Source organism: Streptococcus salivarius (assembly GCF_000785515.1).
GTDB lineage: Bacteria > Bacillota > Bacilli > Lactobacillales > Streptococcaceae > Streptococcus > Streptococcus salivarius.
This window is the reverse complement of record NZ_CP009913.1, coordinates 1,596,531-1,616,670: the sequence shown is the minus strand read 5'-3', so window position 1 is coordinate 1,616,670 and position 20,140 is coordinate 1,596,531. Positions and strand designations below refer to the sequence as shown.

Below are 20,140 nucleotides of genomic sequence, written 5' to 3'. Positions count from 1 at the left end.
GCCCTATCGGTCTGAAGGGTTTTCTAGTGTATTTACATATATTTCAATGTTTTAATTTCTTGATAGTTAGAACTATCAAGGCTAGTTTAAGAAAGGAGTGATGGTATGAATCTCGATGAAGCCATGTACACATTTGGAACAGGTGAGAACTTCCACCTTCAGAATTATTTGGGTGTGCATGAATTAGAGGGAGAAGAAGGTTTTATCTTCCGTGTGTGGGCCCCTCATGCTGAGCAGATTCAGGTAATTGGAGATTTCACAGGTTGGTTTGATGAACCTCTGGATATGACCAAAAACCATATCGGTGTTTGGGAGGCGACTTCAGCTCTCCCAGAGGAAGGACAACTCTATAAGTTCTTGGTGAAACGTAAGGGAGGTCAAGTCGTCGAAAAGATGGATCCTTTTGCGACTTACTTAGAGCCTCGTCCTGGAACAGGAGCTGTGATTCGTAAGAAGAAAACTAAGAAGTGGAAGGATGGCCTTTGGATGGGTCGTCGTAAACGCTTTGGTTTCCAAAAACGTCCGGTTAATATCTATGAAGCTCATGCATCATCTTGGAAATTAAAAGAGGATGGTCAACCTTATACTTTCAAAGAATTGAAAGAAGAGTTGATTCCATATTTGGTTGAGATGAACTATACCCACGTGGAATTCATGCCACTCATGGCTCATCCTCTTGGGATGAGTTGGGGTTACCAGCTTATGGGTTACTTTGCTTTTGAGCATACCTATGGCACACCAGAAGAATTTCAAGATTTCGTAGAAGCATGTCACCAGAATAATATCGGTGTCTTGGTGGACTGGGTCCCAGGTCACTATACACAGAATGACGATGCTTTGGCCTACTTCGATGGTACACCAACTTTCGAATATCAGGATCATGATCGAGCTCATAACTATCGTTGGGGCGCACTTAACTTTGACTTAGGAAAAAATCAAGTTCAGTCTTTCCTTATTTCAAGTGCTCTTTACTGGATTGAAAATTATCATATCGATGGTATCCGAGTGGATGCAGTATCTAACATGCTCTATTTGGACTATGATGAAGGTCCATGGATGCCTAACAAGGACGGTGGAAATCGTAACTTGGAAGGCTACGGCTTCCTTCAAAAACTCAATCGTGAAATTAAAAAACGCTATCCAGATGTTATGATGGTTGCGGAAGAATCAACTGCAGCAACGCCAATCACCAAACCGATTGAAGAAGGTGGTCTAGGTTTCGACTTCAAATGGAATATGGGTTGGATGAACGATATCCTCAAATTCTACGCAGAAGATCCAGTTTACCGTCAGTATGACTTCAATCTGATGACCTTCAGTTTCATGTATTGCTTCAATGAAAACTATGTTCTACCTTTCTCACATGATGAAGTGGTTCATGGTAAGAAGAGCATGATGCATAAGATGTGGGGTGACCGCTATAATCAGTTTGCTGGTCTTCGTAACCTCTATGCTTACCAACTCTGTCACCCAGGTAAGAAATTGCTCTTCATGGGTTCTGAGTTTGGTCAATTCTTGGAGTGGAAGTTTGATTATCAACTCGAATGGGGTAATCTTGAAGATGAGATGAACCAGAAGATGCAGGCCTTTACTAGCCATATGAATGCTTTCTACAAGGACCATAAATCTCTCTGGCAAATTGATGATTCTTACGATGGTATTGAAATTATCGATGCGGATAACCGCGCTGAAAGTGTTCTTTCCTTCATTCGTAAGGATGACAAAGGCGATAAGGGTGACTTCCTCGTCTGTGTCTTCAACCTAGCTCCAGTGGAACGACAAAACTTCACAATTGGATTGCCAGTAGCTGGTATCTACCAAGAAGTGCTTAACACTGAGATGGAAGAGTTCGGTGGTGTCTGGAAAGAAGGAAATCCTGAAACCCGTACCCAAAAGGCGAAGTGGAAGGACTATGAAAATACCCTTAGCTTCACCCTACCTGCTCTAGGAGCAAGTATCTGGCGTGTAAAACGTCGCTTGAAATAAAGGGTAGACTTAAACGTGTACACGATTTGTTTTTCGGGGTGATAGATAGAAAATCACAATTCTAAGATGCTTTTGATTTTCGAACTGTTACCATTAGTGAAAAACTTACTTTAATTGTCATAACCAGTTTCGACTGATTATCTCGTCATCCTTTTTGGGATGAAACTAAAAATCATGAGGGGGACTATTCATGAAAAATGAAATGTTGGCTTTGATCCTTGCTGGTGGGCAAGGAACTCGTCTTGGAAAATTGATCCAAAGTATTGCCAAACCAGCTGTTCAGTTTGGTGGACGCTACCGTATCATTGACTTTGGTTTGTCAAACTGTGCCAATTCAGGAATTAACAATGTTGGTGTCATTACACAGTATCAACCACTTGCTTTGAACAACCATATCGGAAATGGTTCAAGTTGGGGCTTGGATGGTGTTAACTCTGGTGTATCAATTCTTCAACCTTACTCAGCTAGTGAAGGTAATCGTTGGTTCGAAGGTACCAGCCACGCTATTTACCAAAACATTGACTATATCGACAGCATCAATCCTGAATACGTTCTAATCTTGTCTGGTGACCATATTTACAAGATGGATTATGATGATATGCTCCAAGCACACAAAGACAACAACGCGAGTCTTACTGTAGCAGTTCTTGATGTGCCACTTAAGGAAGCTAGCCGTTTCGGTATCATGAACACAGACGCTAATAACCGTATCGTCGAATTCGAAGAAAAACCTGAAAATCCTAAATCTACTAAGGCATCAATGGGTATTTACATCTTTGACTGGAAACGTCTTCGCAATATGTTGGTTTCAGCTGAAAAGAGTGCAGTTGATATGTCTGACTTTGGTAAGAACGTTATTCCTGCTTATCTTGAAACAGGTGAAAGCGTCTATGCTTATGAATTTGAAGGCTACTGGAAGGACGTAGGTACTATCGAATCCCTTTGGGAAGCAAATATGGAGTATATTTCTCCTGAAAATGCTTTGGATAGCCGTAACCGTCAATGGAAAATTTATTCACGTAACATGATTGCTCCACCAAACTTCTTTGGTGAACATGCTGAAATTGAAGACTCACTCGTTGTTGATGGCTGTTTGGTTGATGGAACTGTTAAACATTCAGTGCTTTCAACAAGTGCCCAAATCCGTGAAGGTGCGGTCGTTGAAGATTCAGTGATTATGAGTGGTGCAGTTATCGGTAAAGGTGCAAAAATTAAACGTGCGATTATCGGTGAAGGGGCACACATTTCTGATGGCGTGGAAATTGACGGTACAGAAGAAGTGCAAGTCGTAGGATACAATGAAGTAGTGGGGGTACCAAAAGATGAAGATTGATAAATATTCTGCAATTCTAGGAAATACCGTAGGATTCCATGACATGGATGGCTTGACTGAGCACCGTCCTATTGCCAGCCTACCATTTGGTGGAAAATATCGCCTCATCGACTTCCCGTTGTCTAACTTGGCTAACGCTGGTATCCGTAGCGTCTTTGGTATCTTCCAAAACGAAAATATCAGTTCTGTTTTCGACCACATTCGTTCAGGTCGTGAGTGGGGCTTATCAACACTCCTCAGCCACTACTACCTTGGTATTTATAACACTCCAGTTGAAAGTTCAACTGTTGATGAAGAATACTATCGTCAAATTTTGACTTACCTTAAACGTTCAGGGTCAGACCAAACGGTAGCGCTTAACAGTGATGTTTTGGTCAATATTGATCTTAACCAAGTTTTCCACCTTCACAATACAGCAGAACCAAAAATTACTGTTGTCTACAAAAAACTTCCGAAAGAACTCATTTCAGATGTAAACAGCATTTTGGAAATTGATGAATCTGACAAAGTGCTTGGCCATGAACTCTTCCAGGGTGGAGATAAAGAAGTTTACAATATGTCTACAGATATCTTTGTTGTGGATACACCATTCTTGATTGAAAAATTGGAAGAAGAAGCAGCTAAAGAAGAACCACGTAAGCTTCGTTATGTACTTCGTGATTTGGCAGTTGCTGAAAATGCTTTTGCTTACGAGTACACTGGTTACCTTTCAAATATCCACTCAGTGAAAGCGTACTTTGATGCTAACTTGGATATGTTGGAATCACAAAAATTCTATTCACTTTTTGCACCAAACCAAAAAGTTTATACAAAAGTTAAAAATGAAGAGCCAACATACTATGCAGCTTCATCTGATGTTAAAGTTTCTCAGTTTGCTTCAGGTTCTCTTGTCCGTGGTAAAGTAGATCATTCTGTTGTTTCACGTAATGTTGACTTGTCAGAAGGTTCAACTGTAAACCATGCAGTCATCTTCCCACGTGTTGAAGTTGGTAAGAATGCTACCGTTGAATATGCTATTGTGGATAAAGGTGTTAAAATCGCTGACGGCGTTACTATCCGCGGTACAGAAAACAACCCAGTTGTCATCAAAAAAGGTAGCGTTGTAACAGAGGATATTGTACGATGAAAATTTTATTTGTAGCGGCTGAAGGTGCACCTTTCGCTAAGACTGGCGGTTTGGGTGACGTTATCGGTGCTCTCCCTAAATCTCTAGTCAAAAATGGTCACGAAGTTGCCGTAATTCTCCCTTATTATGATGTGGTTTCGGCTAAGTTTGGCGATCAAGTTGAAGACCTTGGCTTCTTCTATACAAATGTTGGTTGGCGGCGTCAATATGTCGGCATCAAGAAAATCGTTCGCGATGGTGTGACTTTCTACTTCATTGATAATGAGCAGTATTTCAACCGTGGTACGGTATACGGTGAGTGGGACGATGGTGAGCGTTTCGGCTTCTTCCAAATGGCTGCCCTTGAGTTGATGGAAAAAGTGGACTTTATTCCAGATATTCTCCACGTTCATGACTACCACACAGGCATGATTCCATTCCTTCTTAAGGAAAAATACCATTGGATTCAAGCTTACCAAGGTATTAAGACAGTCTTCACTATCCACAATATTGAGTTCCAAGGTCAATTTGACAGTGGTATGCTTTGGGAAATCTTCGGTGTTGGTTATGAGCGTTATGCAGATGGTACCCTTCGTTGGAATGACTGCCTCAACTGGATGAAAGCAGCTGTTCTTTACGCAGACCGTGTCACAACAGTTTCACCTTCATATGCTGGAGAAATCCAAACACCTGAATTTGGTAAAGGCCTTGATCAAATCATGCGCATGGAATCTGGTAAGTTATCTGGTATTGTTAATGGTATCGATACGGACCTCCTTGATCCAGAAACGGATACTCACATTCCTTACCACTTCTCAGTGGATGATTTGTCAGGTAAAGCCAAAGACAAGGCAGCGCTTCAAGAACGTCTTGGTCTTCCAGTCCGTGAAGATGTACCAGTCATTGGTATGGTGTCTCGTTTGACAGACCAAAAAGGTTTCGATTTGGTGGTCAATGAGCTCCACAATATCTTGCAACATGATGTTCAGATTGTTCTTTTGGGTACTGGTTACAGTGACTATGAGAATTCTTTCTCTTGGTTCGGTCATGCCTACCCAGAGAAAATGTCTGCCAACATTACCTTCAACCTAGAGTTGGCTCAACAAATTTATGCTGGTTGTGACATTTTCCTTATGCCTTCAGCCTTCGAACCATGTGGTCTCTCTCAAATGATGTCTATGCGCTATGGTACCTTGCCAGTGGTTAGTGAGGTTGGTGGTCTTCGTGACACTGTTGAACCTTACAACCCTGTAACAGGCTCAGGTACGGGCTTCTCATTTGGTAACTTCTCAGGTTACTGGATGGTTCAAACCCTTGAAAAAGCTCTCGATGTCTACGAAAATCATGCTGAAGCTTGGAAACAACTTCAACACAATGCGATGACACGTGACTTCTCATGGGATACAGCAAGTTTGGCATATGTTGATTTGTACAAACAATTAGTATAGTTCCAAAGATAACTTTTCTCGTGAGGGAAAAGTTATCTTCATGTAAAGAGTTTGAAAATGCTTCTATACTTATTTAGTTCTTTAAGATTCGCTTGAAAGCAATTATGGAGATAACATCTAAAAATCTGAATAGAAGAATAACTCTAATCATGTTATAATGAATTTAACTGCTTTAGCAGTTTTGTAAAAAGATTTTGAAACCTTTGTTTTGAATCTTATCTGGCAAGGTTTGGGAGTTAAAAATTTCCAATCCCCCTTATCCTAATTATTCTCTTTTAGAGGTGAATCCAAGGTATAGAAGTAGTAAGAAAGGAATTCTATGCAACTAGAAAATTTAACAAAAGAACAATTTATCCGTGACTTTAAAGATACTCTCCATCAAGAGCAGTTGATTAAAGTTGCTAAGGCGACACCAACAGAAATCTTTACAGCCTTGGCTGGTTTGATCCGTAAATATTACACAAATACATGGATTGAACGTAACCATGCACTTTCAGACAATCAAGAAAAGATTGCTTACTACTTCTCGATTGAATTTCTTCCAGGTCGTATGTTGGAAACTAACCTTCTCAACCTTGGTATTCTTGACCCTGTTAAAGAGGGATTCGCAGAACTTGATATTGACTTCCGTGAAGTTGTAGAAGCTGAGCATGACATGGCACTTGGTAATGGTGGTCTTGGTCGTTTGGCGGCTGCCTTCATGGATTCACTTGCGACTACTGGTTATCCAGGTTTTGGTAACGGTCTTCGTTACCGTTACGGACTTTTCAAACAACGTATTGTGGATGGTTACCAAGTGGAATTACCAGATGGTTGGTTTGGTTCTACAGGTAATGTTTGGGAAACACGTAAAGACCACGATATTGTCTATGTGAAACTCTTTGGTGATGTGGTTCTTGAAAGCAATGAAGATGGTCGCTTTGTCCCAACTTATAAGAATGCTCAAGTCCTTCGTGCCGTACCTTATGATGTGCCGCAAATTGGTTATAAGAATGGTGTGATTAACAACCTTCGTCTTTGGGATGTAGAAATTCCTGAAGAATACGAATTGGATTATCCTACGCTTGATGCACGTCGTCGTGTGAAAGATATTACTGCTATTCTTTATCCAGATGATTCAACAATTGAAGGTAAAGAATTGCGTTTGGTTCAAGAGTACTTCATGACAAGTGCCGGTCTCCAAACCATCATTAAATCTTACCTCAAGATGGGCTTGCCATTGAAAGATATCCACGAAAAAATATCAGTTCACATCAATGATACTCACCCTGCGGTTGCACCAGCTGAATTCATGCGTCTCCTCCTTGATGAATATGGTCTTTCATGGGAAGATGCTTGGAATGCGACTGTTAAAACTATGAGCTACACTAACCACACTATTCTTCAAGAAGCCCTTGAAAAATGGGATCAACAGCTCTTCAAACGTGTCCTTCCACGTGTTTACCAAATCATCTTGGAAATCGACAACCGTTACATCGCTGAAATGGCTGGACGTGGTATTGCTGCAGATGTTATCGAACGCACACGTATTGTTAAGGATAACCAAGTCCACATGGCTAACTTAGCTATCATTGGTGGTCACTCAGTCAACGGGGTTGCCAAGCTTCATACAGAACTTCTTAAAGAAGATACCCTCCACGATTTCTATACAATTTATCCTGAAAAATTCAATAACAAGACAAATGGTATCGTTCAACGTCGTTGGACACAAATTGCAGCTCCTGAACTTTCAGCAGCAATTGATGACGTGATTGGTGACGGTTGGCGTAACGATATCCATGAGCTTGAAAATCTTACAACTTACTTGGATGACAAGGAAGTCTTGAACCAGTTCTATCAAGTTAAGAAGACTGCTAAACAACGTTTGGCAGACTACATCAAAGAAACAACAGGCGTAGAAGTGTCAATAGATGCTATCTTTGATGTTCAAGTGAAACGTCTTCACGCTTACAAACGTCAATTGCTTAACCTTCTTCACATCATCAAACTTTATTGGGATCTGAAAGATAATCCAGATAAAGACATGGTACCTCGTGTATTCATCTTTGGTGCCAAAGCTGCCCCTGGTTATCACTTCGCTAAATCTGTTATCAAACTCATCAACGAAGTTGCCAATCTTGTTAACAATGACGAAAGCCTTCAAGGAAAACTTAAAGTGGTCTTCCTTGAAAACTATCGTGTCAGCCTTGCGGAACTTATCATCCCAGCAGCAGATGTCTCTGAGCAAATCTCATTGGCTTCTAAAGAAGCATCTGGTACATCAAACATGAAATTCATGATGACTGGTGCTATTACCTTGGCAACACTTGATGGTGCCAACATTGAAATCAAGGATGAAGTTGGCGATGAGAATGTTGTCATCTTCGGTATGGACAAGGACGAAGTTTATGAACACTATGCACGTCACGATTACTACTCTCGTGCAGTTTATGAAAATAACCCAGTCATTCGTCGTGTCGTTGATACCTTTGTTAATGGTACGATTCCAAATGCTCAATCTGAAGGTACTGAAATTTACGAAGCCCTCATCACCCACAACGATGAGTACTTCCTCTTGGAAGACTTCGCTGCTTATGTAGAAGCTCAAGAGAAAATCGATGCGCTTTATCGTGATCATGACAAGTGGGCACGTATGAGCTTAGCTAATATTGCTAAATCTCACAAATTCACTTCAGATGATACGATCACAGAGTATGCTAAAGAAATTTGGGAATTGAAAAAATAGGCAATAGCTTATGAATCACAAAAAAGATAACGACTAGAAAAGGTCGTTGTCTTTTATTTTTAAGAAGAGAGGAGTCGTAGACAGCCAAGCAGCATTTATACACGGCAGTAGGAGTTTACCAGTAGACTTATCTTAGCCCTTGAAACTTGCACTTGCTTATCAAGATGTTATAATGACCTATAGGTATAAGCATCAAAAAGGGGGGAAATTTATGGCTTTACGCAGCCAATTGATTACCAAAGAGTTTCCAGAATTAGATAGGGTAGAGCGCTTAAACAACGAGGCCTTTCCAGAAGAAGAACGTATTCCATTAAGTGACTTCTTAAAATTGGATGGTCGTGATGATTATCATTTCTTTGCCTTTTATGACGAGGATGATTTTGTTGGATTTGCCTCAGTTCTCTACAATGCCAAAGTTTTTTATGTGAGCTTCTTCGCCATCGTACCTCAAATGCGGAGTCATGGCTACGGAAGTGAGATTATTGATAAACTGGTGGACTTTTATGGACCATCTCGTTCTATGGTCTTGGAAGTAGAGCGCTTGGATGAACCCAATGACAATCCTGAGCAACGTGTGGCGCGTTGGGATTTCTACAAGCGTAATGGTTTTAAGACTTCTAATGCCTTCTTGGAATACGAAGGTTTGAGCTTTGAGATTCTCTATCGTGGCGATCACTTTGACGAAAAAGCCTACAGAGACATATTCCACAAACTTCAGGAAAATGCTTATTTTGATTTTAGTATCAAACATCGTCGCTTGAGCGATTTATAAACAATTCATTCAAACAGGTCTTAGTCGGCCTGTTTTTTTCATTTGTTTTCAACGTTTGCCAATCCTTTTCAGAATATTTTGTCCTCCTATGCTATAATGGAAGTACTATGAAGAAAGTAATTTTACAGTATCTGGCAAGTGCCCTGGCTGTAATCCTCATACTTGGTCTTGTGGTTTTCAATCGACAGCGCAATCACTCTTTGGTAAAGAAGGTCAAAGACCCTGAGATTTCCTATATTTATCAGGATTCTTTGGAAAATATAGATAGACTGGCACTTAGTCAGGCTGGGGTTATCCAATCTTATCAACTCGATGCTTTGTCTGTTAGGAAGGAAGACGGGAAGATTTACCTCGTTCTCCATATCAATCATTCCTATGATATGCAGGTAAATCTTGTCATAAAGTCTGATATCTACGGTGATTTATCTGTGGTTCAAGCGACGCCATCAAAGGCTTTAAAGCTGGCCTTGGAGGACGCGTCTTATCAGAAACGCTTGACCTTGATTTCACAAAAGGCAGATGCTATTATGGCTCGTGACCACTGGGATCAGGGCATTAAGCCGGCTTATGTGGCTCAGGTGAGAAGTAAGATGAAGAAGACTTCTCTGACCCAGCTAGACAAGGTTCTACGGGATATTGACCAAGAAAGTAAGGAAGTGGGCTCAGATACCTATACGGCCTTTTTCCAAGCTTCTCAACTACCTAATCATGACAAGCTCAATTTGGTTATGGAGCACATGCAGGTTTATGTGGACAAGTACCAGTTCCTCCAGTTAGGGAAGTCAGGTTATAAATTTTCCAAGAAGCTAGAGCCAACCAGTCCTTTTTATAGTTACTTCCGTGAGGCTATTATGGAGACCTATCAGACGGATCTAGGGCTTGGGGTGGATGACTTAGGTATCAAGCTCCATCTTTTTAGGTCTTGGATTGATAAGCAGTCCATGGACTATATTAGGACCAACTACAAGGGCAAGACAGATTTAGACAAACTTCTGGCCTACAGCAAGGACAAGAAGATTCATTTGGATTACACTACGGGTGCTTCCTACCATAATCGAAGCTTGGGAGACTTTACCTATCCGCAGAACATGAAAATTCAGCTACCTCAGACCAGTGTCATGGGCCCATACGGAGTTAGCAATTCCCGTTTTATTGAGTTTATTGTCAATATGGATACGGGGAGATTTGTCTCTGAGTGGAATGTCTACAAGAAAAGGAAAGACGGTAGCATCGACTCTAATCCTAAGCATTATAAGATTGAAGACGGTGCTGACATTGCCGATACTGATTCTGCTAACTATGGGCTGTCTAAGGGCTTGAATGCTGACCTACCAGCCTATCTCAATAATAGCCATACCTATCTTGACGTTCGTCATCCTGCTGACAATGCGATTAGACGCAAGATGGTCAAGAAGTGGAAAAATGCCAAGAATGTCTTAAACGGTGGGCGCTATGCTGATATTGTTAAAAAAGGAGGCTTGAAAGACCTTGAAACATGGAGACAAGTTAAAGCTGAAGACCGGCTCCAGGTCTACAATGCTTACCTTGATTATATTCGCTCTCATCTTGTGCTTAATGGGTTTGACAGCTTTTACCAAGAAACCTACAAGCCCCAAGGTTGAGATAAAAAAGACTGAAACCCTTGATAGTGTTCTTGTCGCTAAAAATTTCTATCGTGTAAGGGATGCCTATGCCATCAAGCTCTACGGGCAGGATGAGGGGATGTCCTTTGATGTAGCTGGCCAAAGACTTTTTGGATCAAACATTGCTATTAAGGATGGCCTATTATATGGCTCCAGTCTTGGGGATTTAACCATTGAGGCTTATTTTCAAGGAGAGGTGTCCTACCTTTTAGAGGCTACCCAGAAGCTCCCAGTGGACAAAAATCGCATCAAGGCTAATCACTATAGTCAGGACATTGTTCTGAATAAAGTTTGGACTAGTCTGGAAGGCCAAGAAACCTCCAACAGTATCATCACTCAGTTTCAGGATAAGACCCTACTCAAGCTGCGGATCAGCTACAACAAAGAGTTTCTTCCCACAAAGATTCAAGGTTTCTACAATAGCCAAACCTTGAATGGCTGGCGGGACCTCTTTTACATAGATTATCCTTACAGTGATCAGGAAGCCTTCAATCAGGCTCAAGATGCCTATATACAACACATCCAGTACATGGAAACTCATCCTGAGGAAGAAGCAGGAGAGTTTGGTTAATAAAGCAAAATCACCTTTATCTCGAGATAAAGGTGATTTGTTTGCGCCTAAGATTTAAGTTTTAGTTTTGATTTGTGGCAACTTCTGGAAAAAGCTTGTCTAAGATTTTTGAAGTGATAGCCTGTCCAGGTCCTTCAGCACAGTAGGTGTGCATATACATAGAAGGGTTAAAGTTGAGCTCGATGCAGGTGCAATGAGGGTTTTCTTTGCTAGCAGGTTGGGTTTCATCTGGAATAATGAGGTCAACCCCACAAGCCCAAGCTCCCATACTAGTTGCCATAGCTGCAGCTAGTTCTTGGTAAGAGGAATCCATGGTCTCAGTGACATCAATAGAGTCACCACCCGTAGAAATGTTTGAGTTACGACGTAGATTGACCTTTTTCCCTTCTGGGAGAATATCATCAGGGGTATAACCCTGTTGCGTTAACATCAGTTGTTCAATGTCTCCAAGCGCAATGATTTCAAGTGGTGAGCGGTGATCACGTCCTCGCAATGGATTGGCATTTTTCTGAGCGACCAATTCACGAATGGTGTGTTTGCCATCACCGACAACATTGGCAGCGACACGAAGGAGTACAGCCTCACAACGTCCATCCAAGATAAAGAAACGGTATTCGGTTCCTGGGATAAATTCTTCAACAAGAACAGCTGTATCTTCTGCAAAGGCAATCTCGAGGGCTTTCTTATAGTTATCAAGGCTGGCAGGCTCTTGGAAAATGGAAATGCCCAGACCAAAGTTGGTTGATTTTGGTTTAACTACAATTTGCTTGTCCTTGATAAGAGGATAGTAGGCTAGACCTTGCTCCAGACTGGTAAATTCGTCGCCAGCAGGAACAGGGAAACCAGCGTCAGCCAGGATTTTTTTGGTCACGGTTTTATTAGCCATGGCAAGAGGTACTACATAGTTGTCTTTTGAGGTCATGTTACCATTTTTGACGTACTCAACATGATCTTTATGCCAGAGTTTAAGGAATTGATCCTGCTCATCTAGGATTTCAAAATGGATTCCTTTTTGAATGGCATCAAAGAGTAGCATCTGAGTAGAAAGTTCCATCTCCTCATAACCCTTAAGAGCATAGTGGGCAGTCCAGTCATAATCATGATAGGCAAGAGCCTTGTCAAGGGCAAAGTCAGCAAGAGACTTGTCTTTGATATAAGATAAGAGTTGGGCTGCTAGTGTATGACTAGGATCAGCAAAGGCATCTTTAACTTGTTTGACCAAACCTTGATGATAGTCACCTAGTCCAAAATGTTGCACCAGTTGGTCCAGAGCCGTCGTAATGTTCTGAGTTTCAGCTTCAGAAGGTAGAGGCTCTAAAGGATGAGAGAGGGCGATTTTTTCATTCAACGCGTGACCTTGAGCCAGAGCCTGATCGACATTTTCAGGGGCATCCATCCAGAGGAAGGCTAGGAGAAGCAGGTGTACGGTATCCATGGTAGTTTGGCTAATACCGATACGCTCAAAGGGGTTGAGGTCGAAGTTACGGAATTCCAGATAGGTGATTCCCTTGTCAAGGAAGGAGCGATTAACTTTTTGTCCACGGAAACGAACAGCTGAGTAAAATTCCTTCTCCGCAATCAAATCTCCTTGTTCGATATAGTTTTCGATGGCAGAGACATAATCTTCTAGGCTTGCAAAAGATACTTGGATTTCTTCCTTATTGACATAACCATGGTCACTGTTACGGAAGGAACGAACGGGTTCTGGCACTTCTTGGTCGAAGAAACCTTGCTCAGCAATAGGTGCAGCACCAAAGAGATAGGTAATCACCCAACGGTAGCGCAAATAGTTCTGAGCCAGCTTGAGATAGAGGGCGTTCTTGAAAGCAATCATATCAGTCTGGTTGCTTTCTTTGAATAGGGCCTCAACCAAATCTTTCCCAAGTTCCATATTATAGTGGATACCTGAGATAGCTTGTAGTTTAGTTCCGTATTTTTCAGCCAAGTAGTTACGATAATGGCGTTCGAATTCATTTTCCAGTTGGGCAACTTGGATTTCTTGGGCCTTGATACGAGGTGGCATGGACAAGGGCCAGAGAAGTTCATCTTTACTGATGGAACGTCCAGCTACATCGGTAATGGCTCCAAGAAAACGACGGGCCTCAGTGGTAGATTTAGCAACTGGTGTGATGAGCTCCATTTGAAACTCACAAAAATCTGTTTGAATATAAGGGTGGAAACTTCGAGCTCCTAGGCAAGAAGGGTGAGGCGTATGTGCTAATTTTCCCTGTCTATCGACACGAAGACTTTCGCGTTCAATTCCAAAGTTAGCTTGAAGGATAGGGCTGGTAGGCTCCAGCTTTTGAAGCAGTTGATTTATAGTCATAGAGTCACCTTTTCATCTAATGTTAGTGTTAGTCTATTATAAATAGGAACAGAAAACAAATTTCTGCTACGTATGGCGATAATTTACGAACATTTATGATAAGTTTGGGAAAAATGAGCAGGTTTTAGAACGATTTTTTTATCAAACATCGTAAAATGCTTACAAATGTTAGTGAAATGACATTGTACTTGCAATTTTACTCAATTTAACCTATACTAATGACATATATATGAGAACGAAAAAATCCCTAGGGTCTGCCCTCAGGGGCTTTTGTATGCTCTCAAAAGGGTATGACCGTTCTTTTATAGATAAATGATAAGCATAAGACTCTTAGTTTTAAGCTTTGCTATGCCTAGAGTAGACGATATTTTTCGCCGTGGTCGAGACCATTCTGAACCTATTTGCACTTGCTCGAAATTGCTCACAATTCGACAGTTCGCTCTGCCCAACAGCGATGCTTTCGCCGTGATAGATTACAAAAATGGTGTATATCTATCAATGCATGAAACACGCTCTGCCCAGAGCAGACGATATTTTTCGTCGTGGTAGGGCTCATCCTGAATCTATTTGCACTTGTCCGAATTGCTCACGATTCGACAGTTCGCTCTGCCCAATAACGATGCTTTCGCCGTGATGATATTCCTATAACTGCAGAAGCAGTTATAGGAAGCGGAGTTATCGAGACTTTGGCTCGATAACTAGTCATGGAACGACTGAGTCGGTCGCTGACGTCCGCCATCACTTAAGAAAGCATCAAAAAAAGAAAAATATCAAAAGAAAAAAAAGAAAAAGAATAAAAACGGAGGTAATTATGTTTCAAACCCTGATCGCCCAGATAAAGGAATACAAGAAACCCTCAATCCTAGCGTCTCTCTTCATGACGCTAGAAGTCATGTTTGAGATTTCCATTCCCTTTGTCATGGCCAATCTTTTGGACAAAGGTGTCCAGCAATCTAACATGTCTAACATTTGGCTCTATGGTGGCCTCATGTTGGTCTGTGCCTTCCTGTCGCTTTTCTGCGGTATGCAGTCGGCACGCTATGCGGCCTTTGCTTCTGCTGGATTTGCTAAGAATCTACGTCAGGCCATTTTCAAAAAGGTTCAAACCTTCTCTTTTGAAAATATCGATAAGTTCTCAGCTGGTGGTTTGGTAACACGTATGATGACTGATGTTACCAACGTGCAGAACTCTTACCAGATGATTATCCGCATCTGTGTACGTGCACCACTTAATCTGATTTTTGCCATTGCAGCAAGTTTCCTTATCAATGGTGAAATGGCTTGGATTTTCGTTGGTGTAACCCTCTTCCTTGGTCTGGTTTTGGCCATTATTACCAAGATTGTATACCCTCTCTTTACTCAAGTGTTTGAGGCTTATGACAACCTTAACAATAGTATCAAGGAAAATATCACCAACATGCGTGTGGTTAAATCCTATGTTAAAGAGCAGGAAGAGACGGATAAATTCAAGAAGGCTTCACGTCGTATTTACAAGATGTTCATGCGTGCTATTCGTGTGGTTGTCATGTCTAACCCAGCCATGATGTTGTCTATGTACGCATCCTTCCTCATGATTTCTTGGTTTGGTGCTCATCTTATCGTTGTCGGCAAGCTATCTACAGGTGAATTGACTTCCATGTTCAGTTACACCATGACCATCCTCATCTCACTCATGATGTTCATGATGATCTTTGTCATGTTGTCTATCTCTATGGCCTCTGTAGAGCGTATCAATGAAGTGCTTAATACTGAATCTACTATTGTTTCACCTGAAAATGGCTTGACAGAAGTCACAGATGGTTCTATCAGCTTTGATCATGTGGATTTCTCATACACTGATGAAAATGGTGACAAGACCCATGTCCTCAAAGATATTTCGCTTGAGATTAAGTCTGGTGAGGTTATCGGTATCCTTGGTGGAACAGGTTCTGGGAAATCAAGCTTGGTTCAGCTTATTCCTCGTCTTTATGATGTGGAAGCCGGTCAGGTTAGGGTTGCTGGCCGCGATGTTAAGGACTATGATTTGGATAGCTTGCGTAAGCAAGTTGCCATGGTGCTTCAAACCAACGTTCTTTTCTCAGGAACCATTAAGGAAAATATGCGTTGGGGGAATAAACAGGCGACAGATGAAGAAATCATTGAAGCTTGTAAGATTGCCCAAGCCGATGAATTTATTCAAGAGTTTAAAGATGGCTATGACACCAAGATTGAACGTGGTGGAGCCAATGTCTCAGGGGGACAACGTCAACGTCTCTGTATCGCACGTGCCCTCCTCATGAATCCAAAAATCTTGATTCTGGATGATTCAACGTCAGCGGTTGATACTAAGACAGATAGTTTGATTCGTCAAGGTTTGGCATCAAGTCTTAAGGACACCACTAAGATTATCATTGGTCAACGTATTTCATCCATCCAAGATGCAGACCGCATCGTTGTTATGGATGATGGCCGTATCGATGCTATTGGTACCCACGATGAATTGGTGGCTAACAATGCCATTTATCGTGACGTCTACAAGATGCAAACACAAGGGAAAGGAGTAGCAGATGCAGAATAAGAAAAAAGCTAATTGGGGCTCTCTAGCACGTCTTCTACGCTTTTTGTGGCAAGACTACAAACTTTCGCTTTCTATCGCCTTTGTCCTTATTGTGGTTGCTTCCTTGGCAACGGTCAATTTGACGGCTTCTATTCAGTCCTTGGTTGACGTTTACGTTCAACCCATGCTCAAATCTGGTAGCCATGACTTTGGTCCGCTTTTACATTTCTTGACTTCAGTGGCTGTCTTCTGTCTTATCGGTGTGATTGCCAACTATGTGTCATCACTCCTCATGGCGACGATTTCGCAAGATTCTCTACGTTCCCTTCGTAATCAGCTCTTTGCTCGTATGCAAAAGCTTCCTGTTCGCTACTTTGACACTCACCAACACGGTGACATCATGTCTATCTACACCAACGACATCGATGCTCTCCGTCAGGCTGTTGAGCAATCCATTCCACAGTTGCTACAAACGGCTATTACCCTTATCGGGGTAACAGTGACAATGCTTACGGTTAGTCCTCTCCTCTTTATCGTGGTCCTAGTCATGGTAGGTATCATGTTTATGGTCATCAAAAATGTATCAGCCAAATCAGGCCGTTACTTCGGTGAACAACAAAAGAATTTGGGGATTGAGAATGGTTTCATCGAGGAAATGATGTCAGGTCAAAAAGTGGTCAAGGCCTTTGTTCACGAAGAAGAAAGCATGGCTGATTTTGACAAGATTAACGAGCAACTCTTTGAATCTTCTTACTTGGCCAACCGCTATGCCAATGTTCTCATGCCAATTCTTGGGAACTTAGGAAATGTTTCCTTTGTTTTGACCGCCTTGGTTGGTGGACTCTTTGCCCTTAATGGTGTCGGTGGTTTGACTATCGGTGGTCTCATGGCCTTCCTACAATTGAACCGTTCCTTCAACGGACCTATTACTCAGGTCTCTCAACAACTGAACTTTGTTCTTATGGCACTTGCTGGTGCTGACCGTATCTTTGACCTCTTGGATGAGCCAGAAGAAGTAGACCAAGGTAAGGTCACTTTGGTCAACTACGAATTGGTAGATGGTCAGATGGTTGTGACAGACAAGAAAACCAATCTTTGGGCTTGGAAACACCCACGTCCAAATGGCGACTACGAATTGGTCGAGTTGGTCGGAAATGTGGTCTTCCAAGACGTTGATTTCTCTTACGATGGTAAGAAACAAATCCTTCATGACGTTAATCTCTATGCAGACAAGGGGCAAAAGGTAGCCTTTGTGGGTGCGACAGGTGCTGGTAAGACGACGATTACCAACTTGATTAACCGTTTCTACGATATCCAATCTGGTGTGATTACTTATGATGGTATTGATGTCAAGCTGATTGAGAAAGATTCTCTTCGTCGCTCACTTGGTATCGTGCTTCAAGATACCCATCTCTTCACGGGAACTATCGCTGATAATATTGCCTATGGTCGTGCCGATGCGACACGTGAGGAAATTCTTGAAGCTGCCCGTATTGCTAACGTGGATTCCTTTGTACAACACTTGGATAATGGGTATGACACTGTTCTTACAGATGACGGCGCAGGCTTGTCCAATGGGCAACGTCAGCTTATCGCCATTGCGCGTGCTGCCCTTGCCAATGCACCGGTTCTTATCCTTGACGAGGCGACATCCTCTATTGACTCTCGTACCGAAAAAATGGTGCAAGAGGGGATGGACCGACTTATGGAAGGACGTACGGTTTTCGTTATTGCCCACCGTCTTTCAACCATTGTCAACTCTGACGTTATCATGGTTATGGACCACGGACGAATCATTGAACGTGGTGACCACGACAGCCTTATGGAACAAGGTGGTACTTACTACCGACTTTATACCGGTGGTCTGGAAATTGATTAAGACTAAAAAACTCAGGTTTTGCCTGAGTTTTTTTGCATCTGAAGAAAAGGTTTCTTTTGAGACTTTTCTTGTAAAAACGATAGATTTGATATCCTAAATCTCAACTTCTTCTAAACCTTGTGAGTCTAGACGATAGATCTTTTGGCAGACTTGTTTGAGGTAGTTGACATCATGCGATACTGTCAGAATTGCCCCTGAATAGTTCTCGAAGAGCTGTCGGACTTGGGGTTGAGAGGTGGGGGAAAAATTTCTGGTTGGTTCATCTAAGATAAGGAGCTGAGGGCTTTCTAAGACCAGGTGCAGTAGGAGAAGTTTTCCTTTCTGTCCTCCAGATAAATCAGAGATTGCATGGTTCATTTCATCATGACTAAAGTTGAGGTTAGCGAGATGGGAGCTTATAACCTCTCGTTCAGACTTGTCGCCAGTCTTACTCAAAAACGCTATTAGAGACAAATCCAGTGGCAAGATAGTGTCATAATGTTGGGGCATGTAGCCAATGGTCAGGTCTGTCTTTTGGCTAAGTTTTTGGTAGAGATAGTGTAAGAGAGTGGATTTCCCACAGCCGTTATCTCCAACAATACCAATTTTTTCTTGCCCTTTCAAAGAAAGTTTGAGATGGTCAATGGTCAGGTGAGGAGCAATGTTTATCTGCTTTTCATCCAGATTTAAGAGATATTTTCCCTGAGGTAGAGGGTCGATATGAGAGAAGAAAAGTTCAATGCTGTCTTCTTTATCAGGCATCTGTGTCATATCTTGGGCAAGGCGGTCGAAGCGTTTTTCTTGTGAGAGGACTGCTTTCATCTTTTTAGCAAGCAATCGTCCTTGCGTGCTGTCATGCGTATTGCGTAGGGTGGTTTGGACATTTTGTTTGATACGGCGATGCTTGGCCATGGCTTTGTCATAGGCTTTTTTCTCAGTTTTGGCTTGCTGCATCTGTTGTTGGTAGCTATCAGTGCGATGTTGGCTGTAGTTATCATAGTCGAGGTGTTCCACACTGGTCCTTGCCTGTCGACGACGTTTAAGGAGTTCCAGATGGATAATGGTATCAGCTGTCTGACTTAGCAGATCCTCGTCATGTGAGATGTAGACGATCGTTTCATCAGAGTGCTTGATAAAGTCTTTTAACCAAGTCATAGTAGTCAAGTCCATATCGTTTGTGGGCTCATCAAGAAAAATGATGTCGTGGGAACGAGCTAATTCTCGGATGAGTTGAATTTTGAGTTTCTCACCACCTGATAGAGTGGAGATAAGCTGACTGCTAGCAAAACGCTCACTATCAAAATGAAGTTCATCAGCCAGACGATAGAGGGTGGCATAGTCTAGGTCATAAGTGTCCGCGAAGAAGTAGTCGTTAAGGGTTAGAGATTGCAAGCTATCCGAAATTTGCTGGGGAATATAGACCTGTGGGCTATCTGTTTTGTTAATAGTTCCCTCGTAAGACAGATGGTCAAAATGTGCTATAGGATTGACTAGAAGGGCAAGGAGACTAGATTTTCCATTGCCTTCCTCCCCAATAATGGCGACTTTTTCGCCTAGAGCTATCGTTAGATTTAGATCATGAACGAGTTCGCGCAAATCCTTGTTATGTGTTATGGTTAGATGTTGAATCTGTATCATAGGACCTCCTAGGTCTGAGTGCTTGTAGATATTGTTTCATGGGAAGTAGGTTTTTACTTCAAACAATATTAAAGGTCAAAAAACAGTCCTACCTTATAAGATAGAACTGTCTTGAATCTAGCTAAAAAGCTCTCTAGGAGATAGTGATGGAGTGGACGCAAAAAAAAACCGCAGATACCATCAACAAGTTTTCTACAGA

12 protein-coding genes are annotated in these 20,140 nt (G+C 41.9%); 10 read left to right on the top strand and 2 right to left on the bottom strand.

The window, feature by feature from the left end; all coding sequences use genetic code 11:
- Positions 1–105: 105 nt before the first annotated feature.
- The 8 genes from glgB (at position 106) to SSAL8618_RS07280 (ending at position 11,583) form a co-directional block, all read left to right on the top strand.
- On the top strand, positions 106–1,986 hold the full coding sequence (glgB, locus tag SSAL8618_RS07315; protein WP_022496183.1) for a 1,4-alpha-glucan branching protein GlgB: 1,881 nt from the start codon (positions 106–108) through the stop codon (positions 1,984–1,986).
- A gap of 190 nt (positions 1,987–2,176) precedes the next feature.
- Positions 2,177–3,319 carry a glucose-1-phosphate adenylyltransferase gene (locus tag SSAL8618_RS07310; RefSeq protein ID WP_038676480.1) on the top strand — a complete coding sequence of 381 codons (1,143 nt, stop codon included), beginning with the start codon at positions 2,177–2,179 and terminating at the stop codon, positions 3,317–3,319.
- Positions 3,309–4,445, top strand: coding sequence for a glucose-1-phosphate adenylyltransferase subunit GlgD (gene glgD / locus SSAL8618_RS07305; RefSeq protein ID WP_002884710.1), 1,137 nt, complete (start codon positions 3,309–3,311; stop codon positions 4,443–4,445). The genes SSAL8618_RS07310 and glgD overlap by 11 nt, the downstream gene beginning before the upstream one ends.
- Entirely contained in the window at positions 4,442–5,872 is a 1,431-nt protein-coding gene (gene glgA / locus SSAL8618_RS07300; RefSeq protein ID WP_002884231.1) for a glycogen synthase GlgA, read from the top strand. Before glgD ends, glgA begins: the two co-directional genes overlap by 4 nt.
- 319 nt (positions 5,873–6,191) lie before the next feature.
- Positions 6,192–8,597, top strand: a complete 2,406-nt coding sequence (locus tag SSAL8618_RS07295) for a glycogen/starch/alpha-glucan phosphorylase (RefSeq protein ID WP_038676477.1) — start codon at positions 6,192–6,194, stop codon at positions 8,595–8,597.
- Between the two features lie 211 nt (positions 8,598–8,808).
- Complete coding sequence (locus SSAL8618_RS07290; protein ID WP_002884295.1) at positions 8,809–9,369, top strand: GNAT family N-acetyltransferase; 561 nt, start codon at positions 8,809–8,811, stop codon at positions 9,367–9,369.
- Between the two features lie 107 nt (positions 9,370–9,476).
- The gene (locus SSAL8618_RS07285; protein WP_038676475.1) at positions 9,477–10,991 is read left to right on the top strand and encodes a DUF1310 family protein; all 1,515 of its coding nucleotides are present in this window, start codon (positions 9,477–9,479) and stop codon (positions 10,989–10,991) included.
- The gene (locus SSAL8618_RS07280) at positions 10,945–11,583 is read left to right on the top strand and encodes a hypothetical protein (RefSeq protein WP_002884472.1); all 639 of its coding nucleotides are present in this window, start codon (positions 10,945–10,947) and stop codon (positions 11,581–11,583) included. Before SSAL8618_RS07285 ends, SSAL8618_RS07280 begins: the two co-directional genes overlap by 47 nt.
- A gap of 61 nt (positions 11,584–11,644) precedes the next feature.
- On the opposite strand, the gene gshAB is transcribed toward SSAL8618_RS07280, so the two are convergent.
- Positions 11,645–13,909 carry a bifunctional glutamate--cysteine ligase GshA/glutathione synthetase GshB gene (gene gshAB, locus SSAL8618_RS07275; RefSeq protein WP_038676473.1) on the bottom strand — a complete coding sequence of 755 codons (2,265 nt, stop codon included), beginning with the start codon at positions 13,907–13,909 and terminating at the stop codon, positions 11,645–11,647.
- A gap of 811 nt (positions 13,910–14,720) precedes the next feature.
- Here gshAB and SSAL8618_RS07270 point away from each other — a divergent pair.
- Complete coding sequence (locus tag SSAL8618_RS07270) at positions 14,721–16,466, top strand: ABC transporter ATP-binding protein (RefSeq protein ID WP_038676472.1); 1,746 nt, start codon at positions 14,721–14,723, stop codon at positions 16,464–16,466.
- Positions 16,456–18,324 carry an ABC transporter ATP-binding protein gene (locus SSAL8618_RS07265; protein WP_038676470.1) on the top strand — a complete coding sequence of 623 codons (1,869 nt, stop codon included), beginning with the start codon at positions 16,456–16,458 and terminating at the stop codon, positions 18,322–18,324. The genes SSAL8618_RS07270 and SSAL8618_RS07265 overlap by 11 nt, the downstream gene beginning before the upstream one ends.
- Before the next feature lie 93 nt (positions 18,325–18,417).
- Here SSAL8618_RS07265 and SSAL8618_RS07260 read toward each other — a convergent pair whose 3' ends face one another.
- Positions 18,418–19,941: an ATP-binding cassette domain-containing protein gene (locus SSAL8618_RS07260; RefSeq protein WP_038676468.1), complete on the bottom strand. Its 1,524-nt coding sequence runs from the start codon at positions 19,939–19,941 to the stop codon at positions 18,418–18,420.
- Positions 19,942–20,140 lie beyond the last annotated feature (199 nt).